We start from the raw sequence: 21,955 nt of genomic DNA on the forward strand, positions 1-21,955 counted from the left end.
TCTCAATCGCATGCTCGATTGTGCACACCCGAAATCCGTCCGCTGCAAGACAGAAACGGCATAACCTCGCCATCAAAGTTCGAAATCCGCTCAAACCGCGATCGCTGCACCAACGTCCTCCCTCGTAGCCAGCGGTAAGCGCCTCGCTTCCTCCCTGCGACACGTTGGCGTCGTAGTGCTTTTTGTTTGTGGCGATGGACGCGTCGACAAATCGCCTGAAGCCATCGCCACGCCGGGATTGGCGAGGTCACTGTCGGCCGAGGGCTGTGCAGCGGTGATCGCATCGCCTTATGGAACACGCTTACCATGACTGATATGGCGGTTGGCATTGCATCAAACCGTGTTGGCCGGGTGAAGCTAATATAGTTGCTTGCAGCAGAACTCGCGCACTCGAGCGACCACCACGATTATCGCCGAACTTTTTAGACCGTCGGCGTAGCGGGCAGGATCCCGAGGCAATTCGGTGTCTGAAAAAACCACACGACTAAAGGGCAACGTGAGAATTATACAATCTTCACTATTGACAATGGCTTTGCTCGCTGGAAATAGTGACGCCGAAACGAGGTTCATAATTCTTAAATATTATGGGGAGGCGGTTGGATCGTGGTGGTGCTTCGTGCCAAGCAAGAACACGTCACACCGATGCTGAATTGATCATTTCACCTGAACCCGACAGCCGTAAGACGTTTATCCGGCTGCGATTTCTACTAAAGAATATATGTCTCGTTCAACAAAGTAGATTTACGGGAAGGATGTCCTATGGCTAGTGGCGTCTAGTACTAGTAGATCGCGAGATATGACCCTTAGCACGGCAAACCGCCAGCGACCGCAGTGATCCCGCGTTATTGGTGCGTCGGCTCATATGACAGATTTTCATTAGAATAGTTGCGGAGTTAGACTATTGACCGTAGGTCCGGTACCTATCCTGCTCAGCATTGTCGGTGGGGTCCTATATTTTAGGCTCATTGCCCGGCGAGAAAATATCGAAGGGCAGTCTATTCTTGCAGCGCTATTCGTCTCCACATTCCTTTGTGCTGCCGTCTTTGCGCTTTTCCTAAAAGCCAATGCCTTTACCGTATTTCTCGCTCAATGCGTCGGTAGCGCAGTTTTCATCGCCTTACTAAATCTGGCCTTCAAGCATGCGGTGATTGGGCGACGAAACTTCACGGAGCGAAGCCCGTTAGGTAGACGCCAGCTAATACATCTTCTCGTGATGTCGCCTATTATTATAGCAGTTATTATCTACTTCAGGTTCGGCTTTCATACGCCAACTGCCTGCGAGTCTGCTCGGTGCAATTTCTTTAGGTTTGCAATCGGATCTGACCAAGACTTTCGCGACTACTATCTCTTTGTGTGGGGCGGAATTCTCCTGATTTCGGGGATGATCAATTGTGCACTGCAACTAATAAGGTTTGAGAAATAGAGGCAATTATGAGGTCCATAATTTACACATTGCGAAAGCGCTTGAACGTCGTCGTCCCGCTATGCCGAGCCAGCAAACCATACGTCAAAGCGTTAGATCCGACAGCATCTCCAAAAAAACGGGCTACCCTTTGCTGATTGCAGAGGAGCATGCCGATAACTAGCTTGGAGACTGACGAGCGCGTGGGGTCGCCGATTAAGGAAACGTCTAGATGAACGTACTTTTATTCTTTTTCGGGCGCCACGCGACGCTGTATAAAAATGTCAGATCACATGGTGGGTCCTAATGCCTGCAAGCATAGGGCCGGTTCCAATAGCGCTAACTGCTGTTAGTATATCATTGTATTTAACTCATGCGATAAAGAGGAAAAACGATGTGTGGATCAATATCGCATCTTCATTCTTTTTAGGGTCCTTCATTGCGGCTGCACTATTTTACCTAAGCGATCAATTCTCGGCTCTTAGTCTCCTTGCATCCCAGACCTTGGCGACTGGTTTGTTCTTCCTGTTCATGAACATTGCGGTGAGGCGGTCGATCGTTGGTCCAAAGCAGATACTGGTGGAATCTGTACAGCCACCGATGCAGCTTTTTGTATTTGTCGTCTGCATTCCCATCGCAATTGTCGCCTTCGACTACATGCTGGCCTACCTTCCCAATAAATGTGTGGGATCGAAATGCGAAGTATTCGAGTGGATATTCGGCTCAGACAAGCTGTTCATTCGCTATTATATGTTCAACCTAGGCGCTTCAATTTTTTTTATCTGCGCTACAATCTCTGTTAGAAACTTTCTGCTGCGTTTTAACAAAGTAGATTAAGTAAAGGACGTCCCATGGCAGGCCCAAAACAGCTTTCGCACGAAGACATTCGTTCCACGCTCAACAACATGGCAACGTACCTTTCAACATCAATAGACGTGCTCAAGGTAGGCCTCGCCTATAGCATCGCGTATTCGTACAAAATCGGGCCCGGAAGCAGGCTGCCATCCGTTCAGCAGAAAGCTGCTCGTATCGGACAACAGACTTTCGCACAGGATTTTGATCAGATGGCAAAGTCAATGACGCCAAATACTGGCGTTTATTTGCGAACTAATCTCGCCCGGAATTTGAAATGGCTCGGGGGAACGGTCATAGCGCTTGACGCTCTGTCAGATCTTGGAAGCTATGAGGGACCTTCTTATGCGACCCGGTCGATCGGCATCGCTGTCGATGACCTATTTGGAATGGGCATTGGTCTTGGTATTGGCGCGGCTGCGACGTACTTTTCGACTTCTGCATTTATTGCAGGTGCTGCTTTGTCGGGACCGCCAGGCTGGGCGCTTATCGGCTTCTGGGGAGTAGGCGCCGCAGTATCGTTCACCTACTCATATTTTCTGGGATCAGACGTGCGCGACGGTGTAACCGGTATTCTTGACTCTGTGGGTGCAGAACTCTCCGCTTCTCTTCCTATATCGATGTCGTCGTTGCCCGTGACCCCGACGCTCACCACACAGGTTCCCAATGCCGAGGGGATTGCCCAACCGCCCACAATTAACTCACCTGCAATAGGCACTTTTACCTCACCCTCCGGACCATTCGTTGCTACACCTATGCCCGCGCCGCTGGTTCAGAGTTTTCAGAGTCTCTCCAATCCTTGGGGCTCACAGCTCGACTGGGACAACGCGGTGAATGACGGCGGCCACGGCTCCGCTGCCGGCGGGTATACAAGTGGCGGCTCTTATAGTCCTTCACCGAAATCGTCGAATAGTAAGGGAAGGTCGAGCGGCTCTAGCAATTCCGGTGGCCCTAGCAAATCGAGTGGCGGACGGTCCTATCGCAGCAATCAAGATTTCATTTCAGACCCAGGGCCCGAGAATCGCATTGGCTGGAGCGTATATCATCCGATCGTCCTCGACCTCTCCGGCAACGGGTTGGATATCAACGACCTGTCATCGTCATCAAAATTTATCGATCTCGACGGCAGCAGCTATCAGAGCCGCACCGCCTGGGCCGGTCAGGGCACGGGTGTACTGGTGCTCGACGCCGACGGCGACGGCAGGATCAGCCGCTCGAGCGAGTTCGCCTTCACCGACTGGGACTCCTCAGCCACCACCGACTTCGAAGCGCTAAGGCATGTCTTCGACACCAATGGCAACGGCAAGCTCGACGCAGGAGACGCACGCTGGTCCGAGTTCAAGGTCGAGGTCAACGGACAGCTGGTATCGCTCGACAGCCTCGGCATCACCTCGATCGACCTGACACCTGTTGGTAGCGGCCAAAGTTTCGCCGACGGTTCGGCAATCACCGGGACGACGACGTTCACGCGCGCCGACGGCACGACTGGAACAGCCGGCGACGCTGTTCTCGCGGCCGACAGCAACAAATACCTGGTCCAGACGACAAGCACGACCGTTGCCGGTGGCTCGATCCAGAAAGACATCCTCGGATATAATCCCGACGGCAGCCTCGCCTTCCGCAACCTTGTCACCACGAGTGCCGATGGCAACAACGTGCAGACCAGCTTTGACGACGACGGCAACGGCACCTTCGACCGCTCACAGACCACCGTTATCTCCGTTGATGCCGATGGCGTTCGCACCAAGACCGTGTCCAATTTTAATGCCGACGGCTCGCTGGCCGACCGCACAACGACAGTGACCAGTGAAGACCGCCTGACGATCACCACAACACTCGACCAGGACGGAGACGGCGCCGCCGATGAGCGACAGACCTTCGTCAGACAGGCCAACGGCTCGTCCACCACGACAACGCAATCCCTGAGCGCCGACGGAACGGTTCTCACCCAGATTGTGATCGAAGCGACGGCCGACGGCCTGTCGAAAACCAGCACCATCGATCTCAATGGCGATGGCACGAATGACGAGATCGTCACAGATACTACTACTGTCGCCGCCGATGGTAGCCGGACGACGACCATCGCCGATCACGGTGCGGACGGTACGCTGCTCGCGAGAACGGTGACACTGACCATCGCCGACAACAAAACCAAGACGGTGTCCGAGGATGCCGACGGAAACGGCACAGTCGATACCCGCACCGTGACAGTGACCACGATCGCGGCCTCTGGCGATATTACCGCGCATACTGATGTTTTCAACGGCGATGGCACGGTGCGCACGACGACGTCGTCGGTCACCTCAGCCAGCGGCCTGTCGAAGACAGTCTCTTCAGATCTGACCGGCGATGGCGTAGTTGACCTGATCGACAGCGACATCACGATGGTAGCGGCCGACGGTGTGCGAACGCAGACCGTTCAGGAAACCAGCGGCGACGGCACGCTGCTGTCGAAGACGGTGACGACAACGAGCGGCGATCGCAAGACAATCACCCTTGCTGCCGACGCCAACGGCGATGGCGCAACCGACAACCTGACCCGCATCACCGTGGCGACCGACGGCACGACGACGAAGACGGTGAGTGCATTTAATGCCGATGGCTCGTTGATCGCCAGGAGTGTCGCGGTCACATCGGCCGATGGCCTGTCGAAGACCACCCGCACTGACGCCGACGGCAACGGCGTCGATGACCGGATCGTCACCGATATCATTGTGACCAATGCCAACGGCAGCCGGACGGAGACGGTCACCACCACTGATGCCAGCGGCGCGATCCTCGGCAAGACGGTGACGACGACCACGGCCGACAGCCTCTCGCAAACCCTGCAATCCGACCTCGATGGTGATGGCACCTTTGACCAGGTCGCCACCGACGTCATCACGCTGGGCGCCGATGGAACCCGAACCGAAGCCGTCGCTGTGCGCAGTGCCGATGGCACCCTCAAGGGACAGTCGATAACCACTGTCAGTGCTGACCGCAGGACGACCAGCGTCACCACAGATTCTGATGGTGACGGCAACACCGATCGCGTTCAGTCCAGGACAGTCTACGCCGACGGTCGTTCCGAGACTGTGCGTACCGACTACGCCGCCAATGGCGCAACGCTTGCGACGCGCCGGGACACAGTCAGCGCCGACACGCTAACGACGACCTCGATTGTTGATGTCAATGGCGACGGCATCGGCGATCGCGTTATCAGCGACCAGACGGTCATCAACGCCGATGGCAGTCGCACCAGGACGATGTCGCTTGCTACCGGCAATGGGACACTCCTCGATCGCCAGACCATCGTCACGTCAGGCAACGGCCTTTCTGTTGTCGCTAGTGAGGATCTCAACGGCGACGCCGTAATCGATGTCAAGACGATTGAGCTCACCACTCTCAACAGCGACGGCTCCATTACCAAAACCGTTTCCCATAGCGGCGGAACCACGCTCACCGATCGTCAAACCACGACGGTCAGTGCCAATGGACTGTCGACCCAGACCGGCATCGATGCCGATGGCGATGGCACAGTCGATAGAAGCCTGACATCGACGCATGTCCTCAACGCCAATGGCTCGACCGAGACAACCGAAGCGACCAAGGCCGCTAACGGAACCCTGGTCTCGACGGCCACGACCGGCATCAGCGCCGACGGCAAGACGGCAACGAAGACGATCGATCTCGACGGCAATGGCGCGATCGATGTCGAAGAAACCATCGCGATAAATGCGGCCGGTCTGACGACGGATACGGTCGAGACCTACAGGGCAAACGGCACCCTCGACAGCCGTTCAGTCGTGACCACGGCAGCCAATGGCCTCTCCAAAACTGCAAGCTCCGATCTCGACGGCGATGGCGTGTTCGAACGTGTCGTTACCGACACCACATCGCTCGATAGCAATGGCGGGCAGACGCGCACCGTGTCGCAGTTCTCCACCGGCAACGTGCTCGTCTCGCGGACGACCACGACGGTCAGTGCTGACGGCCTGACCAAGACCGCCGTGTGGGCCGACGCCAGCGGCACGACCGTCCGCTCGACGAGTGATGTGACCGTGCTCAATCCAGACGGCGGAACAACGGAAACGCTTAGCTACTTCAAGGCGGACGGATCGCTGGAAAGCAGGACAGTGACCACGGTCGCTGCCCATGGACTGTCGACCTCGGTGGCCGCCGATCTCGATGGCGACGGTATTCTCGATCAGCAGTCGACAACGACCAAAAAAGCGAATGGCTCGGTGGAGCAACGCTTGGTCGATCTCACGGCCGCCGGTGTTGCCAGGGATACAAAGACCATCACCGTCACGGCAGATGGCCTGCAGAAGACCATCGACTACGACATCGACGGCGATGGCACCGTGGACAAGGAAACCACCAGCGTCACCGTCCTCAATGCCAATGGCAGCACGTCCACGACATCGCAGGATCTGGCAACCGGACCAAGCGGCCTCGTCGTCAAGGCTACCACTGTCGTCGACACCTCCGCCGATGGCCTGTCGATATCCACCAGGTGGGACACGACGGGGTCCGGCAGCTTTGACAAGAGCCAGACCGATATCACGACGCTGAATGCTGACGGTTCGCGCAGCCGCACCATCAGCACGTTCAATGGATCAGCACTTGCCAGCCGCCAGCTGACTACCACAAGCGCCAACGGCCGGTCGGTGACCGAGCAATGGGACCTGACGGGTTCGGGCTCCTATAGCCAGACCGCGACCGACGTCACTGCTCTGAATGCAGACGGCACCACCACGCGGACGATCACGTCAAGCAAGTTCGACGGCACGACGATCTCAAAGACAACAGTGACGTCCGATGCCAGCGGCAAGGTCGTTGCATCGAGCGAGGAGCGGACCGGCTTCAGCAACCAGATACGGACCAGCACGCGAGAGGTACTTGCTGATGGTGCTGTCCGCGAGTCCGTGTCAACCACCGATGTGAGCGGTCATCTCGTCGACAAGACGACGACACTCATCAGCGCCGACAAACTGACGACAACGGTCGAGCGCGATGCGAATGGCGATGGCATCGTCGACCAGCGCCAGCAGAGTGTGACTGCCAACTCCGGCATCCTGACCTCGACCACCACCGACTTCAATGCCGACGGCACAATCAGGGATCGCTCTGTTCGGACCGTGTCGGCGGATGGCCGTCATACAACCATCAGCTGGGATTTCGACGGCAATGGCAGCATTGAGCGCCAGCGCAGCGTCGATGATACCGTTCATGCCGACGGCAGCCGCACGACCGTCACCATCGACACCGATCTGCCAAGCGGAATCGTCGCGGCCAGGACCACGGTAGAGGCATCCGCAGACGGCAGGACGATCACCACCTCCAGGGACGTCAATGGCGACGGCACGGTCGATCAGATCGAGATCGTCACGACAGATACGACCGGGGCAAATGTGTCCGTCGTCACCAACAATTCGACGGCGCGCAACGCGTCCTACCTCGGCCAGGGCGGCATCTACTGGACGCAGGCGATTGCCGCCAAGAGCGAAACGACGAGTTCGCTCGATGGCCGGACGAAGACGATCCGCTACGACTATGACGGCGACGGCATCTTCGAGGTGACCATGCAGTCGGTGCGGCAGATCGATGGCTCTGTCGTTACTGCCGTGACCGAGACTCTTTCCGGTGGCGTGATCAAGGCGACGGGTACGATCTCGACCAGTGCCGACGGCCGGATCACCAGGCTGTCGAAAGATTCAGACAACAACGGCACCGTCGATCACACCGAGACATCCGTCACCCATGCCGACGGCTCGGTGACGTTGACCAAGGTTGATTTGAACGGCAGTGGATCGGCGACCCAGAGCGTCGTCGATACCGTCAATGCGCTCGGTTCCCTCACCTCCCGGATCACTTCCGACGGACTTGGCCGCAAGACATCCCAGATCGCCATTGCCGTGGATGGTAGTTCGGTGACGACGGCCTTCGATGCGGCGAGCGGCCAGGCGCTCAGCGTCAGCCGCGCCAGCAAGGCCGGCCTGCTGACATCGGCCACGCTTTACGATCCGTTGAATGCCCAGCCGTGGACCAGGGTCGAGCAGCAGTTCGACGCAGCCGGAAAGAAGACGTCGGAGATCCAGTACAACGACGATGGCACGCGGGCGGAGATCAGTTTCACCGCAAGCGGCGCCCAGCAGCAGATCAAGTACTATAGTGCGACCAATGCGCTGACCGGCACCACGGACTTCGATACCGGCAATGCCAACATCTGGTCGCAGGTCAGCAAGACCTACAACGCATCGGGCCAGCTGACGGCACAGACCACATCCAATGACGACGGCACGAAGCTCCAGGTGAACTACGATCCGGCTAACACCGCCACCTGGTCGACCTACCAGCAGACCTTCAACGCGGCAGGTCAGCTGACCTTCGTTGACCAGACGAATGACAATGGTACCCATAACACGGTGACCTATGACGTTGCCAACGCAGCAACATGGTCGCGCTATGAGCAAACCAAGGACGCCAACGGCAAGGTCCTCAACCAGACAAACTTCTACGACAACGGGACCCAGGGCATATACGTCTATGATGTCGCCAACGCAGCGACCTGGTCGTATTACGAGCAGATCAAGGACGCCAGCGGCAGGGTTACGGCGCAGACCAACTACAACGACAATGGGACCAGGGACGCCTTCGCCTTCGACGTCGCGAACACGGCAACGTGGTCGAACTACCAGCAGACTTTCAACGCAGCCGGCCAGCGCACCTGGTTCTACCAGATCAACGACAATGGAACGCGGTATGGGGTATCCTATGACCCGGCAAACGCGGCAGATTGGTCGTATTTAGAATACACCTATGATGCCAGTGCCCGGCTGACGAACCAGACGAACCACTACGACAATGGCAGTAACGCTTACTACACCTGGGACGTCACCAACGCGCAGTCATGGTCGTCCGTTGTGAGTGTGTACAATGCCGCCGGTCAGATTACGGCGCAGTATGTCTACAACGATGATCCAAGCAATTACACCGTCACGACATATGATACGACAGGTCGCGCTAATCAGTGGGACAGGACCGTGGCCGAATATGTCGGCGGCATAATCAAGAAGAGCACGTTGTACTATGATGACGCCTGGTACGACCTAACCTTTTACAGCAAGTGGGGTGGGGTGACCGGAACATCCTCCTACAATCCCCAAGGGGTGCCATACAACCATCACAATGGCTCCCCGATGCGTTATGGATCTCAGCATCCGGTGCTACTTGATCTCGATGGAAACGGCCATGTGGATTTGCGGCCCTTTGATCTGGCGAATACGCAAACATCGCCGCAGTTCGACTGGGACGGGGACGGCATTGCCGATGCGAGCGCGTGGGTCGGTGCCAACGACGGGTTCCTTGCCATCGATCTCAGCGCCAACGGCGACGCCGGCGCGGACGGGCTGATCGACCAGGCGCGCGAGCTCTCCTTCTCCGGTTGGGCAAGTGACGAGCAGATCGCCGCCAACGGCGGTTCGGTCTCGGACCTCGACGGCTTGCGCCTCGTCTTCGACAGCAACCATGACAACATCCTCGATGCCCAGGACGATCGCTGGAGCGAGTTCAGGGTCTGGCGCGACGGCAACCAGAACGGCATCACCGACCAGGGCGAACTCCAGACCATGTCCGAGGCTGGCATCAAGCTCGTCAACCTGTTGCATACGCCGGATGGTGCCCAGGCCTTTGCCGATGGCTCGGCCATAACAGGCACCAGTACTTACGAAACGGAAGCCGGCGGAAAGTTCCTGGTCGGCGATGCCACCCTGGCGTATCGAGCAGCATAGTGGCTTGCCTCACGAGCGCCTGGGGACATTGCCCCCAGGCAGCAGGCCTCCGATCTGAGGCGCCTGGTTTATGAGCGTCGCAGTTCTTGAGGAAGAACAGGACCAGCAGGCCGAGGCCGCTGGCGCGAGGGATTCCGGCCTTGCGGCTATTGCCGCAATCGCCGGATACTTCCGCATATCGTCGCGACCGGACACGCTGGCCAGGGAGCTGGCGCTCGATCGAGTGTCGCAGCCCGACGATATCCTGCGTGCCGCTAAGATCGCCGGCCTCAAGGCGCGCGCCATCCGTGGCGTTGGCAAGGACCGCCTGACGACGTTGCCCGTGCCGGCGATCGCCTGCCTTCGCGACAGTACCTTCGCGATCCTCGGAACCCCCAATCACGACGGTCTCTACCAGCTGATCAATCCGATCGACTTCTCGACCCGCACGATCACGCCAGAGGATTTGCTCGCGGAGACCGATCGCACCTTTATCCTTGTCCAGCGGCGCTTTGCCGGCCCTGGCGCGGCTGGGGCGACGTTCGGGTTCCGCTGGTTCCTGCCGTCGATCTGGCGCTATCGCCGTGCCTTCGGCCACGTGTTGCTGGCATCGCTCATCGTGCAGATCTTTGCGCTGATCACGCCGCTGTTCTTCCAGGTCGTGGTCGACAAGGTGCTGGCACATAGGAGCTATTCGACCCTGATCGTTCTGGTCGTCGGCCTCGTTGCCGTTGGCCTGTTCGACGTGCTCTTGCAGTACATGCGCACCTACGCGCTTTCCCACACCACCAACCGCATCGACGTCGAGCTCGGACGGCGGTTGTTCCGGCATCTATTAAACCTGCCGCTCAGCTATTTCGAGACGCGCCCAACCGGACAAACGATCGCCCGTGTGCGCGAGCTGGAAACCATCCGCAACTTCCTCACCGGCCAGGGGCTCTTTTCCGGATTGGACCTGATCTTTACCTTTGTCTTCATTTTCGTGCTGTTTTCCTATTCGTCGCGGCTGGCGTGGATTGTCGTCGCATCGATCCCGTTCTACCTGGCGATCGGCTTCCTGATCCGGCCCCTGCTCAAGGACAGGATCGACGAGAAGTTCGAGCGGGGAGCCTACAGCCAGCAATTCCTGGTCGAAACCGTCGTCGGCGTCCAGACCCTGAAGGCGTCGGCCGTCGAGCCGGTGGTGGCCTCGCAATGGGAGGAGCGATTGGCGGCTTACGTCCAGTCCTCCTTCGCCACGACCATGTTGGCTGCCAAGGGCCAGAATGCAATCCAGTACATCAATAAGATCACCTCGGCAGCGCTCCTGCTGTTCGGCGCCCAGGCGGTGATCGACGGCGAGCTGACGGTGGGAGCCCTGGTTGCCTTCAACATGATCGCAGGGCAGGTTTCGCAGCCGATCCTGAGGCTGTCGCAGCTCTGGCAGGATTTCCAGCAGGTGCAGGTCTCCGTCGCGCGTCTGGCGGATATTCTGAATGCGCCGGCCGAACCGCGCCCTTCCGTTGCCGTCAGCCTGCCGCCCCCGCGCGGTGCGATTGCCTTCAAACACGTCAACTTCCGTTATTCACCGGATGGACCGGAGGTCCTGAAGGATATCAGCTTCGGCATTCGCCCCGGCGAGGTCATCGGCATTGTCGGCCCCTCAGGGTCCGGCAAGTCGACGCTCACTAAGCTTGTCCAACGCTTCTATGTGCCGGGCAGTGGACAGGTCTTCGTCGACGGCCAGGACATCGCGCAAGTCGACCCAGCCTGGCTCCGCTCGAACATCGGCGTCGTCCTGCAGGAGAACATGCTGTTCAACCGCACCATCCACGACAATATCTGCCTGGTGAACCCATCGATGTCGCGTGCGGCGGCCATCAGGATGGCGCGTCTGTCGGGAGCCGACGAGTTTATCGCCAGGCTTCCACGCGGCTACGACACGCTGATCGAGGAGCGCGGCGCCAACCTGTCCGGCGGTCAGCGGCAGCGCCTTGCGATCGCCCGCGCACTGGCGACCAATCCTCCGATGTTGATCCTCGACGAAGCGACCAGCGCGCTCGACTACGAGAGCGAACGGATCATCCTTGGAAATATGCGCGAGATCGTCAAAGGCCGCACCGTCATCATCATCGCGCACCGGTTGGCGACCGTGCGTCATTGCGACCGCATCATCGGCATGAAGGACGGTCGCATCGTCGAGGAAGGCACGCACGAAACGCTGCTGGCTCGAACGAATGGCCTCTACGCGCACCTGTGGGAGTTGCAGACGGGATTCAATCAGGCATGAACATGCTCGTGCGTCCCCGCCGGCCAGGCAAACGACCGCCGAAGCGGACCCGCGCCGACAATGCATTCCTGCCGGCCGCCTTGGAAATCCTCGAGACGCCTGCTTCCCCCATTCGGGCGGCGTTCATGTGGTTCATAGCCGTGGTCGTATTCAGCGCGCTGCTTTGGAGCTATCTCGGAACCTTCGACATCGTTGCCACAGCCCAGGGGAAAATCCAGCCAACCGGCCGGGTGAAGATCATTCAGTCAATCGAAACCGGCAAGACAACCTCAGTCCCGGTTGCGAACGGCTCGCGAGTCAAGGCGGGCGATGTTCTCGTTCAACTGGACGGCACAGAGCTCAGATCCGATGAGGATGGCGTGCTGACGGAGCTCGAGGCATCGAGCGCAGAAGCCAAGCGTCGCCAGGCGGCGGTTGATGCCGCGAGGCAATGGCAAACCAAGGGATTATGGTCAAGCGAGCGGCATGTCGCGGCCGATCTCGATTTGCCCGACACCGTCACAGCAGACGTCCGCGAGCGCGAGGCTGGCATCTATCGGGCTGATCTTCAGCAATTGGATGCGGCGCTCGCCAACATCGCGGCACAACGCATTCAGCAACAGGCAGCGATCGACAGGTTGGACCAGACGATTGCCGCGCAGTCCACGCTGGTGAAGACACTGGCCGAACGCGTCGCGATCCACAACAACCTGATCGATCAATCGGTCGGAACGCGAGCCGGTCTTATCGACGCCATGGAGACCCAGCAAAAGGAAATGGCCGTCCTTGCCACGGAAAACGGGCAGCTTGCCGAAGCCCGGGCGTCGCTTGCGGTGGCGACCAGCGACGGCGAGAAGACGATTGCCACGTTCATCGCCGACAACGTCAGCCGGCAGGGGGAAGCCTCCCGTCGCGCCGATGGCTTGAAACAACAGCTTATAAAGGCTCGTAAGCGGCGCCAATCGATGACCATTTCCAGTCCGATCGACGGCAGCGTTCAGGCGTCGGCGATCACCACCATCGGCCAAGTGGTCAGTGCCGGTGCCGAGCTGATGCGGATCATTCCTGGCGACAGCGCGCTCGAAGTCGAGGCCTACCTGCCGAACCGCGACTTCGGCTTTGTCGCCATCGGTCAGCCCGTCGTCGTCAAGGTCGAGGCGTTTCCGTTTACCCGCTACGGCATTGTCCATGGACGCGTCACCGGTGTCGCGCGCGATGCCATTCCCGAACCCGACGCCGGACAGCTCGAAGGCGACCCGGCAAAGGCGCTGCAGAGCGCCGTGCCGATCGCCAATGCCCAGCGTGTCCAGAACCTTGTGTTCCCGGTGACCGTCAAGCTGGATACGGGCGACATCGATGTCGAGGGGCAGAGAGTATCATTATCGCCGGGCATGTCGGTGACCGTGGAGATCAAGACCGGCAAGCGCCGTATTCTCGAATATCTATTCTCACCGCTGGCCGAGATCGCGTCGGGGGCGATGAAGGAGCGATGAAACAATCACCAAATGTTTGCCAGAGATCGGCAGTGGCACCGAGCTTGAGCAAGTCATTCTCAATATACGGCGTTAATATAAGAGAGCTTGATGACAGCTTGGTTTTATAAATTCGAGGGCCAACAAATGGGCCCAGTTTCCGCTCTCGAAATCACTATTCTGATTGAATCAAGACAACTCGCCCCGAACACACTCGTTTGGCATGAGGGGCTCATTGATTGGTGCCGGGCGAGCGAGCTCGATGAGCTTCGCAACAGGAGCAATGATGACCTTGCCGAGCATGCTGCCCTGCCGACAGCCCGCAATGGGGGCAGTCCAACGGCCTCGGTCTGGGCGAGGAGCACCCCGAAGGTATCCGGAGCAATGCGCGGAGAACTGGTCGGAACGGAATATCACTACGACAAGAACAAACTCCTCCGGGTGCTCTTCGGTGCCATCGCATTCGTCATTTTGATTGCAGCCATGGCCTCCATGCCTGGCAAGGCAGGCGATGATCATCCGAGCCTATACATCGAGCTGTTGGGAGGTCTGTTCTTTGCCGTCATTGCGGCGACTGCCTTGCTCAAGCTGTTCAACAGGAACCCGGGCCTGACCATTTCCAGGCGTGGTATTCACCTGCCAAGCTATGGTCCGAAACCAATATCCTGGCCCGCTATCCGAAATCTTCAACGCGTTCAAACCAGGCACATCGACAGCATCAATTTCGAACTTGATCCCATCATCGCTGACGCAACCCGTCGGCCTGATTTCAGGGGTTTGCTTTACTCTGTGCTGCATGGCTCCAAAGCCAAGGCTAGCATCAATATGAAGGCGCTTCGGGGCGATCCAGATCTGATCTACCAGCAGTGCTCCGGCCTTTGGGAAAAGGCCAAAGAAGATACCAGTCAAACATTGAGCGAGACGGGCTCGACCAGAGGCCTGGACGGGGATGAAGGGGAGGATCCTGACATCCTTGTCGGTCGACAGACCTTCACCTACATACTGATCGCCATACTTGCCATCGTATACGCCGCCGAACTTGCCTTTAGCATGGATATGTCCAAGGCGGGCTCTCTCAGTACGGAAGCGTTATTTGTGCTGGGCGGGACATTCCAAAGAAGCATGGTGGAGTATCATCAATGGTGGCGCCTCTTCACGGCACCGTTCATGCACGGTGGTCCCCTGCACATTGGTTTCAACTGCCTGTCCTTATGGTTCGCCGGGAAACTTCTTGAGCGACTGATCGGTTGGCGCTGGTTTTCCGCGATTTTCTTCGCCAGCGCTCTCGGCGGTTCTGCCGCTTCCGTGTGGATAAACCCGGCGAATGTTGTCGGCGTCGGTGCCTCTGGCGGCATCGTCGGGCTTTTTGTAGCAACGATCGTCATCAGTTTTCGGTCCTCGTTCTCACATATCGCGCTGGCGCTGCGGATGGGCGCCGGTCAATTGTTGCTGCCGGCTCTGATGCCATTTGTGTCGGCTGCCAAGAATGGAGAAAATATCGACTATGCCGCACACTTCGGGGGAGCTGCGGCTGGAGGTATTTTGGCCCTCATGCTCTTCGTATCTTGGCCGCGGGAACGGCCCGCACCGCGCTTCGGGTGGGCGGCCGCCATGTTCACTTTCTTCTTTGTGGCAATTGCAATTGGATCCCTTTGGCCCATCAGTCGGATATACGAAACCTGGATAGGGGATCCGATGGCAGATTATTTTGCGGATCGATATGAGAGCGCTGCGAAAGGGTTCACCGCCAAAGCTCAGGAGACTGGTACGAACGCTGCCTATTACTACCTGTGGCGTTTCCTGGCGCAGAAGCGAGGCGGTGATGCCCAGGCGCTTACCGCCCTTCGAGATGCAGCCACTAAAGTGGACGCGGGCAAATGGCCCTATTCGGTATACGAACTGTTTTTCGGCAAACTCAGTCCTGCCGATCTCGTGGCCAAGGCTGGGAACGCCGACGAACGCTGCGAAGCGACATTCTACTCCGCTGAATGGTACCTGCAGCATGGAGATCACGCACAGGCCCAGCAACGATTCCAAACCGCTTTGTCGTCGTGCCCAACCACATTCCTGGAGTATGACGGCGCTAAGGGGGAACTGGGGCGCCTTGTGAGTTCTGGTGGGCCTGCCCCTGCAATGAACTCGGTCCAAACCACAACGGACGGACGAGGTCGCAGAACTAGCCAAATCAGTCGTGCCCCCGACGGCAGCTCGGTAACGACAGCCTTTGATGCGGCAACAGGAAAGACACTGAGCGTCACCCGCAAAAACAGAGCTGGAATTTTAACCGGTGCCACCTTTTTCGATCCCTTGGACGCCCAACCATGGTTGGGTGTCGAACAGCGGTTTGATGCTGGAGGTAGAAAGGTATCGGAGACGCAGTATCTCGACGCCGGCGGTCGTGCAGACGTTAATTTCGCCGTTTCCGGCGCCCGAACGCAGATCAAGTACTACACGGCCATAGGCATTTTGGCCGCTGTCACCGACTTCGACATTGCGAATGCAACCGCATGGAGGGAGATCAGCAAGTCATTTGATCCCACCGGCAAGACAACATCCCAGGTCACTCTCAACGACGCCGGCACCAAGGTCCAGGTGAACTACGATCCGGCCAACACCCAGACCTGGGCGAGCCACCAGGAGACGTTCAACACTGCCGGCCAACTGCTTGCTATTGAGCAAGCTAACGATGACGACACGCAAAACCTGGTCACCTTTGATGTCGCCAACACTTTGCCCTGGACGCGCCACGAACAGTACAAGGACAGCGCCGGGCGGCTCTTGAACCAGTCCCACTTCTACGACGATAATACGAAGGATGTTGTCAGCTACAACGTGACGAACACAGCGACTTGGAGGATTTATCGGCAGACCTACAATGCCGCTGGTCTGCTCGTGCAGATTGATCAGACGAACGATGACAGCACACACTACACTTTCACATATGACGTCGATGAAGAAGAGCCTTGGACCCGGTGTGAGCAGATCAAAGATAGCATGAATCACACGCTTACTCGCAGTAATTTCAACGACGACGGCACCAGGGACATCATCAGGTATGACGTGGCAAATACCGAGCGATGGGCTTCCAAGACGGACCATTATAGCGCTGCGGGGGATCTGCTGTCGTCAACTCAGCTTGATGACAAGCCATTATAGGCCGCCATGCTCGCGACGCTAGATCGTGCAATATCATTCAATCGCTTATGGCAATGGAAGGTAATCCCACAATCGATCGTTCATGCGGAACAACAACCAATCGTCCTTCAAGGTCGCTAAAGTGATACGTTTTACTCTCCACTTTTTGATCGTCGCCATTTTAACGATACTCACGCAGATTGGTGGTCTCGCATATCTCATGGCTGTCGGGGCCACGCATGTTTGGAGAACACGGCGATTCATCACAAAGCTCGCGGTGTTCCTGCTCTGCTATGCTTGTTCAGCATTTGCATCGAACGTCATCGCGCCGATATTTGGGCGTGTGGCTCTATCCTGCATTGCACACCCGACGACAAGCTCGTGGTTCGGTCCCCGATCTATTGCCTGCTCAACCGCAACTACGCAACGCCGCGTATGCGCGATCTGGCAACCGCGCTGGCGGAACACATGGACAAAGAATTTCCAGGAACTGTGACAGTGGCCTTGGACGGGAATTTTCCGTTCATCGACGGTTTCCCGCTGTTTCCGCATTTGTCTCATGCGGACGGAAAGAAGCTCGACCTGGCGTTCTACTACCAGGATGTGGACGGTAAGTTCTTGAATGGCACAACACGGTCTCCGATCGGCTATTTTGCATTTGAACAGCCTGCGGATGGCGACGAACAGCCGTGTAAAGGACGACGCGACTGGCTCACCACACGCTGGGACCTCGATGCGCTGCAGCGTCTCTTCCCAGCTTATCGAATTGAAGAGCAGCGAACTGCTTCCGCCATCCGTTGGCTAACCACAGAAGGGGTGAGCAAGTTCGGCTTGGAGAAGGTCTTCGTAGAGCCTCATATCAAGAATGCGCTGGGTGCCACCGACAGCCATATTCGGTTTCAAGGATGTCGTGCGGCTCGTCACGACGACCATGTCCATATCCAAGTTGAATGACAAACCCGACGGCAACGAGGCGGATGACCAGAACGATCAGGGTCGAATAGCTGCGACGTGCCAGCACCTTGTCAACCGCGACCCGGAAAAACAGCGGGGTGATCAGCGCGAAGATCTGGACGATGAGAGAGGCGAGCAACACGTGGCCGAAGGCGTGGCGGTAGCGCAAGATAGAGGGGGCAGGAACCAGGGGAACTCGAACGCCGCCCCAGCTGCGCCAGGGCCGACGAAGCGTCGCTGCACAAGGATGAAGGATCGATCGGGCGATGTCACGTTGTCGTTGGCTTAACGGTTGATGGCTAATTCGGCTGACATGAACTCGCCCGCGATCAGCTACAAGAACCACCGCTTTCCGCCGCAGATTATCGCGCGCGCTGTGTGGCTGTATTTTCGCTTCCCTTTGAGCCTGCGGCTGGTCGAGGAAATGCTGTTGGAGCGTGGTATTGTTGTGTCTTATGAAACGATCCGGCGATGGGCTCGCAAATTCGGCCGGCTTACACAAAGCACTTGTGCCGAAAGACGCCGCTGCGAAAGGAGATCACCGGCCGTTATATGGGCATCAACGGCTCACATAAGTCGGTTGAAACGGCATGCCTGTATCTAAGGGCCAGGTTCCCTCACTCCCTGCAGGTGTTCATTTGAAGCCTAGCCATTAGCCGCATCTGGTATGCGCCGCCGCACCAGTGATTGCTCCAACTCGTCCCCAAGCCATTGGTCAGGATACGGCGCTTCCAAAACTGTCCGCCTCAAGTCTTGGACCGCGAGCCCGCTATAGCCTAGTTCTTCAAGACGCATCAGAAGCAGGCTCGCGTCTATTTGAACGATGAAGCGGGCAGACCCAGTCACCTGCTGCAACACTCCGCGCATAGCTGCATAGGTTCTGAAACCGAAAGATGCTGCGATAGCCTCATCAGCATGCGACAAGCCAATAGCTGGGTATCGCTTGCGTAGCGCCTTTTTGAAAGCTGCTTATCCTCGTCGAAGTCTGCCGATTACACTTCGACCTCCGGACAGGGGACGTCATCGATTTGAATACCCTTCAACCCGGCAGCAGGTTCGGTAAGGTTCCCTCGGAAAGCTAACATCTGTAACTCAGACGATCAAGGAACCCATTCGGCCGCCCTTCGTTGGACGCTCTTGCACCAACCCGTACGGATGATCTGTGCCAAGCCGATAGCATCGTTGCGGTCTGTCTTGGCAGGCGTTTCTGCTGTTACGGTCTTCGCGATCGAAGCGGTATTGAAGGCCGTATCCTCGGTCACTGGAACGCCAGGCTTTGCTCACCATAATGGCCCCGCCCGAATGATGCGTCCCTCTCGGATCACAACGATACCGATGCCCCCGATCCGTTCTGCGTACTATGACGGGCATCCACCGCTCCATGGCGGCATCAAGCCGGAGCGCGTCCGGCACCACGTCGTGCCCATCGGCTGCGAACGTGGTCAAACTGGCGAGTATCAATGCAACGGCACCGGGTAATGTCTCGCATACTTATATCCACGTTGGCGATCAGATCCCGGGCTCTTATTGGCAGTGGCACGTCCATCCCGCCAGGCTTCAGGGGGGCGTCGAGACGACGAGCCTGCTATGAGACCAGCTACCCCGCGGACATTTTTGCAGATGGGACGCTCGGCGTAATCTGCCCACAATCCTCACAAGCAGGATGAGAGGCGTTCGTCGGTCAGAGTCCCGAAGGGCACGCGGGAGCCTGCATCCAAGCTCTCATGAAATAATTTCATGCCGCGCTGAAGAGCGCCGCACCTCTGTCTGGAGTAATTTGATGCCTTCGATGAGAACAAGACTCGCGCTGTCTGCCATCCTAGCCGGGCTTCTGTCCCACACTGCCTCGGCAGCCGATTTCGACAATTCCTACGCGGTCAGCCCTCCCGCGCCGACCACCTTCGATTGGAGCGGCGCCTATGTCGGCGGCCATGCGGGAGTTGCCTCCAGCCGTCTCAATCCCTTTGCCGACGGCAAGGGCCTCGCTGCGGGCGCGCAAGCAGGCTACAATTTCCAGGTCGGTTCCGCCGTCCTGGGCGCCGAGCTTGAAGGCACATACATGGGCGGGACCGAGCAGACGGTGCGTGGCGGCAGCCTGGACGAGCAATGGCGTCTGGCCGCCAAGGCAAAGGCCGGGGTCGGCCTCGACAGGACACTCGTCTATGGCACCGCCGGCTACGCGATGACCAAATTCGACAATGGCAGCAACATCCGGAGCGGTCCGGGTTGGGAGGGCGGCTATCTCGTCGGCGGCGGGATCGAGCAGGCCTTCGGAAACGGTCTTTCCGCCAGGGTCGAATATAATTACGTCATGACCCCGGACGTGAAAACGACGACCAGTGCCGGAACCACAAGTACCGACATTGACAGCCATGTGATCAAGGCAGGTGTCAACCTTCGCTTCTAACTGTTCGACAGATACGCTCCGCACCATCGGAGCGTGGCAGGGCGCAACCGAGACCCCACGCACGCGCCCTGTGGGAGAGTGGCGGCCGAACCGTGAGGCATGGCTCACGGGCAATTCGGCCGCTGCCTCTTGCGAACATAAACGGTTCCGATCGCGAGCTGAAGGTGGCTACTGCCAGCTGGCGACCGACGTGGTCGAAATTGCCGCGATCAATCCGGTCAAGAACGAGGAATATCGGACGTCGCCCAAAATCATCAAACTGTATCCTAGGTCACCTCATGTCAGCTTTTAGCGTTATTGTCATTTTTGTGATTGCGAGTATGGCGTACGTATACCGTTTCCGGGGTCGAGTCCGTTACGAAAACTTGACCGAGTACTTCCGAAAAGGTTGGCCGATCTTCACGCCCCTCAATTGCGTGCTCTACTTAACCACGCTTCCGCGCGGATCAAAAACCGTTCTCGACCCCGCCGATTTCCCGGAACTCGACCTGCTGAAGGAGAACTGGCAGACCATCCGAGACGAAGGACTGGAGCTTGTGCGCCAGAGCTATTTCGATGCCGCCAAACGTCCCGGGACAGGAGGTTGCTACGACGTCGGTTTTCGGACATTCTTCAAGTATGGTTGGAGTCGTTTCTATCTCAACTGGTACGGCTACACGCATCGTTCCGCACAGCGGCTCTGTCCCAGGACTGTCGAAATATTGCGGAAGGTGCCTGCAGTGCAAGGTGCGATGTTCACAGTTCTACCCGGGCGCTCTCAACTCACCAGGCACGCCGACCCTATCGCGGTATCGCTGCGCTACCACCTTGGCCTTGCAACTCCCAACTCGGATGCCTGCTTTATCAATGTCGATGGCCGCAACCTGAGTTGGCGCGATGGCGAAGTGCTCATGTTCGACGAGACCTACCTTCACTATGTCCGCAACGACACCGATTCAGATCGCCTCATTCTGATGTGCGACATTAAACGGCCCTTGAACCCAGCCGGGTTGCTGTTCAACCTCTTCTATCAGAGAATAACACGGATCTCGGTCGTCCCGAACACACCGGAAGATCGTCGCGGCCTGGCTAACAGGGTTTTCGCCGGGCTTGCACCCCTGCTAGAGCGCACCAAAGCGCTGAAATCAACGAAACGCCCACTCTACCTAGCCATTAAGTGGTCGGTGAATATCCTGCTTTTATTGTTGCTGCTTGGGGTCGTTGCGGGCGCGGTCGAACTGCTGAGCCGACTGGTTTGAGAAACCAGCATTTGCTGAAGATCCGGTGGCCTGCCATGGAACTTTCATCCAGCTGCGACTAAAGCCCCGGCGGTTCTGAATACGCCAAGTGGCGCGGTGGGAGCAACCGGCGGAGACGCGAAGCTTTCAACTTGCGCAGCGTTTGGGGCCGGAGGCGACAACATCTGCACCATTGTGGACCGCCCGATCGGTCACGAAGGAACCGATCATGATCTTCCTGTGCGTGAGTCGAACCGCGTGGCTTTCCCTAAGGTCGTACCCAGAAACTTCATCTAGGGTGACGACCACGAAAAGGTCGTCCTCCTTCACGAAGGCCTTGGGTATTCGAACTTTTTCGCCAGAGCTTGCGTCTCTTTCCCTAATAGCCGCCCCCATCACGGCCCTTCCCGTCGAGCGCAGTTAGCTCTCATGGGCTTCGGCCCAGTGCGGATACGTCACGTAAGCCGTGAGCGCCCCCTCGCCTTCCGTCGTGATCGTTACCGATGCGCCTTTGGGC

7 protein-coding genes and 4 pseudogenes are annotated in these 21,955 nt (G+C 57.9%); 9 read left to right on the forward strand and 2 right to left on the reverse strand.

Features of this window, described 5'->3' with window-relative positions; all coding sequences use genetic code 11:
* The first annotated feature begins 1,798 nt into the window (after positions 1 to 1,798).
* From ASC97_RS25575 to ASC97_RS25600, 6 genes and pseudogenes are all read left to right on the forward strand, one after another.
* Positions 1,799 to 2,239, forward strand: a complete 441-nt coding sequence (locus ASC97_RS25575) for a hypothetical protein (RefSeq protein WP_057471158.1) — start codon at positions 1,799 to 1,801, stop codon at positions 2,237 to 2,239.
* A 1,091-nt stretch (positions 2,240 to 3,330) separates the two neighbouring features.
* Positions 3,331 to 10,026, forward strand: a complete 6,696-nt coding sequence (locus ASC97_RS25580) for a beta strand repeat-containing protein (protein ID WP_244481595.1) — start codon at positions 3,331 to 3,333, stop codon at positions 10,024 to 10,026.
* A 70-nt stretch (positions 10,027 to 10,096) separates the two neighbouring features.
* Positions 10,097 to 12,274 carry a type I secretion system permease/ATPase gene (locus tag ASC97_RS25585; RefSeq protein ID WP_057471159.1) on the forward strand — a complete coding sequence of 726 codons (2,178 nt, stop codon included), beginning with the start codon at positions 10,097 to 10,099 and terminating at the stop codon, positions 12,272 to 12,274.
* Positions 12,271 to 13,746 (forward strand): HlyD family type I secretion periplasmic adaptor subunit, encoded by a 1,476-nt coding sequence (locus ASC97_RS25590; protein ID WP_057471160.1) that lies wholly within the window; start codon positions 12,271 to 12,273, stop codon positions 13,744 to 13,746. Before ASC97_RS25585 ends, ASC97_RS25590 begins: the two co-directional genes overlap by 4 nt.
* A 90-nt stretch (positions 13,747 to 13,836) precedes the next feature.
* Complete coding sequence (locus ASC97_RS33535; RefSeq protein WP_082530161.1) at positions 13,837 to 16,881, forward strand: rhomboid family intramembrane serine protease; 3,045 nt, start codon at positions 13,837 to 13,839, stop codon at positions 16,879 to 16,881.
* Between the two features lie 82 nt (positions 16,882 to 16,963).
* Positions 16,964 to 17,814, forward strand: a pseudogene (locus ASC97_RS25600) (hypothetical protein).
* On the opposite strand, the pseudogene ASC97_RS35730 reads toward ASC97_RS25600, so the two are convergent.
* Positions 17,813 to 18,066, reverse strand: a pseudogene (locus tag ASC97_RS35730) (type I secretion system permease/ATPase); the annotation flags it as partial. The pseudogenes ASC97_RS25600 and ASC97_RS35730 overlap by 2 nt on opposite strands.
* 14 nt (positions 18,067 to 18,080) lie before the next feature.
* On the opposite strand from ASC97_RS35730, the pseudogene ASC97_RS33545 reads away from it, so the two are divergent.
* From ASC97_RS33545 to ASC97_RS25620, 3 genes and pseudogenes are all read left to right on the forward strand, one after another.
* Positions 18,081 to 18,325: pseudogene (locus ASC97_RS33545) on the forward strand (IS6 family transposase); the annotation flags it as partial.
* Between the two features lie 1,269 nt (positions 18,326 to 19,594).
* On the forward strand, positions 19,595 to 20,221 hold the full coding sequence (locus ASC97_RS25615) for an outer membrane protein (RefSeq protein ID WP_057471162.1): 627 nt from the start codon (positions 19,595 to 19,597) through the stop codon (positions 20,219 to 20,221).
* Between the two features lie 365 nt (positions 20,222 to 20,586).
* Positions 20,587 to 21,459, forward strand: a complete 873-nt coding sequence (locus ASC97_RS25620; RefSeq protein WP_200959545.1) for an aspartyl/asparaginyl beta-hydroxylase domain-containing protein — start codon at positions 20,587 to 20,589, stop codon at positions 21,457 to 21,459.
* Positions 21,460 to 21,858: 399 nt separating this feature from the next.
* On the opposite strand, the pseudogene ASC97_RS35735 reads toward ASC97_RS25620, so the two are convergent.
* A pseudogene (locus ASC97_RS35735) lies at positions 21,859 to 21,955 on the reverse strand (ethanolamine utilization protein); the annotation flags it as partial.

The sequence above is a fragment of the Rhizobium sp. Root1203 genome, from assembly GCF_001424945.1.
Taxonomy (GTDB): domain Bacteria; phylum Pseudomonadota; class Alphaproteobacteria; order Rhizobiales; family Rhizobiaceae; genus Rhizobium.

Coding starts and splice junctions, on each gene's coding strand:
- ASC97_RS33535 (WP_082530161.1), top strand. CDS start 13,837: ATGACAGCTTGGTTTTATAAATTCGAGGGCCAACAAATGGGCCCAGTT.
- ASC97_RS25590 (WP_057471160.1), top strand. CDS start 12,271: ATGAACATGCTCGTGCGTCCCCGCCGGCCAGGCAAACGACCGCCGAAG.
- ASC97_RS25585 (WP_057471159.1), top strand. CDS start 10,097: ATGAGCGTCGCAGTTCTTGAGGAAGAACAGGACCAGCAGGCCGAGGCC.
- ASC97_RS25615 (WP_057471162.1), top strand. CDS start 19,595: ATGCCTTCGATGAGAACAAGACTCGCGCTGTCTGCCATCCTAGCCGGG.